This window comes from Streptosporangium fragile (assembly GCF_039534445.1).
Lineage (GTDB): Bacteria > Actinomycetota > Actinomycetes > Streptosporangiales > Streptosporangiaceae > Streptosporangium > Streptosporangium fragile.
Genome location: NZ_BAAAVI010000162.1, coordinates 1 through 1,646, shown reverse-complemented (window position 1 = coordinate 1,646; position 1,646 = coordinate 1). Strand labels below are relative to the sequence as shown.

Genomic DNA, 1,646 nt, shown 5'->3' with positions numbered 1-1,646 from the left:
ACCACGTACGAGGCGCACTTGCCGAGCTCGGCCGGGGCGCACTGCTGCCAGATGTCGGTGCCGCCCTGCATCAGAATCTTGTCGGCGTCCTTGACGGCGATGCGCTCGATGCCGAAGTTGAGCAGAGACCAGGCGTCCTTGGCGTAGTAGGTCTCGTCGAACATGACCGCGTTCGGGCGGCCGAGGCCGACGAAGCGCAGGACGCCCCCGAAGACCGCGACCAGCAGTGGCCCCAACCACCCCCACAGGGCGCTGCCGGGCATCGGCAGCACCAGCCGGTCGTGGATGGAAGCCCCCGGTACGTCACCCGACTTGGGCCCCGGCTCCTCGAACGCCTGGTTGGTGTAATCGGTCACGGCCACCCGGACATCGTACGGGCCACGCGGGCAGGGGACCCCAGGAAACACCTCCTACATGCCTAATTGGGGAACTTCTTCCCATGGTGGTGGTCCATCCGGAATGCGGGAGGATGGAACGGTGACGGACAACGGCAGGCTTGTGCTGGCGGGGGCTCCGATCGGGCAGGTGGACGACGCCTCTCCCCGGCTGCGGCAGGCACTCGAGAGCGCCGACGTGATCGCCGCGGAGGACACCCGGCGGCTGCGCCGCCTGGCCGGCGAACTGGGCGCGGAGATCGGCGGACGCGTCGTCTCCTACTACGACGGCAACGAGGTGAGCAGGGCGGCGGAGCTGCTCCAGGTGCTCAAGGAGGGCGGCACCGTCCTGGTCATCACCGACGCGGGCATGCCCGGGGTCTCCGACCCCGGATACCGGCTGACCGCCCTGGCGGTCGAGGCGGGGATCACGGTCACCTCGCTGCCCGGACCGTCCGCGGTGACCACCGCGCTGGCGGTTTCCGGCCTGCCCAGCGACCGGTTCTGCTTCGAGGGCTTCCCGCCGCGCAAGCCCGGCGAGCGCGCCCGCAGGCTGGCCGCCCTCGCCCAGGAGGAGCGGACGATGGTCTTCTTCGAGGCGCCGCACCGGCTCCGGGCGGCGCTGGCGGCGATGGCCGAGGCGTTCGGCGCCGACCGCCGGGCGGTGGTCTGCCGGGAGCTCACCAAGACCTACGAGGAGGTGCGCCGGGGCGGTCTCGGGGAGCTGGCCGAGTGGGCGGCCGGAGGCGTCAAGGGAGAGGTCACGGTCGTGGTCGCCGGGCATGTCCGGGAGTCCGGGCCCGCGGCGATGGAGGACCTGGTCGACGAGGTCCTCCGCCGCGAGGAGACGGGAGTGCCGCGCAAGCAGGCCATCGTGGACGTCGCGAAGTCGGCGGGAATTCCCAAGCGTGATCTTTATGACGCTGTCCATCGAGGTTGATTTTTCACCATACTTTCCCGAATGGGATTGACTCGGGATCGTCTCGTACCGCCCATGCCGGGCAGTGTTCTGTGGGGATGGCTGGGGCCGCTGATCATCGCGGCCTTCGGGGGCGTCCTGCGCCTCGTCGACCTCGGACGGCCGCGTGCCGTCGTCTTCGACGAGACCTACTACGCCAAGGACGCCTACAGCCTGCTCACCCACGGTGTGGAGCGGGCCTCGCAGGGCAACGCGCAGGACCCGGTCGCCGACCGGATGCTCATCGCCGGGAACACCGACATCTTCGTCACGTGCACCCCTCCCGACGCCGATCCCTGCCCGCTCTACGTCGC

Annotated in this window: 1 protein-coding gene and 2 pseudogenes; 2 read left to right on the top strand and 1 reads right to left on the bottom strand. The window is 70.0% G+C overall.

The window, feature by feature from the left end; all coding sequences use genetic code 11:
- Nucleotides 1-362 (bottom strand): annotated as a pseudogene (locus tag ABD841_RS40425) (phospholipid carrier-dependent glycosyltransferase); the annotation flags it as partial.
- A gap of 97 nt (nt 363-459) precedes the next feature.
- On the opposite strand from ABD841_RS40425, the gene rsmI reads away from it, so the two are divergent.
- Nucleotides 460-1,314: a 16S rRNA (cytidine(1402)-2'-O)-methyltransferase gene (rsmI, locus tag ABD841_RS40420; protein ID WP_344982371.1), complete on the top strand. Its 855-nt coding sequence runs from the start codon at nt 460-462 to the stop codon at nt 1,312-1,314.
- 54 nt (nt 1,315-1,368) lie between these two features.
- A pseudogene (locus ABD841_RS40415) lies at nt 1,369-1,646 on the top strand (phospholipid carrier-dependent glycosyltransferase); the annotation flags it as partial.

Coding starts and splice junctions, on each gene's coding strand:
- rsmI (WP_344982371.1), top strand. CDS start 460: ATGCGGGAGGATGGAACGGTGACGGACAACGGCAGGCTTGTGCTGGCG.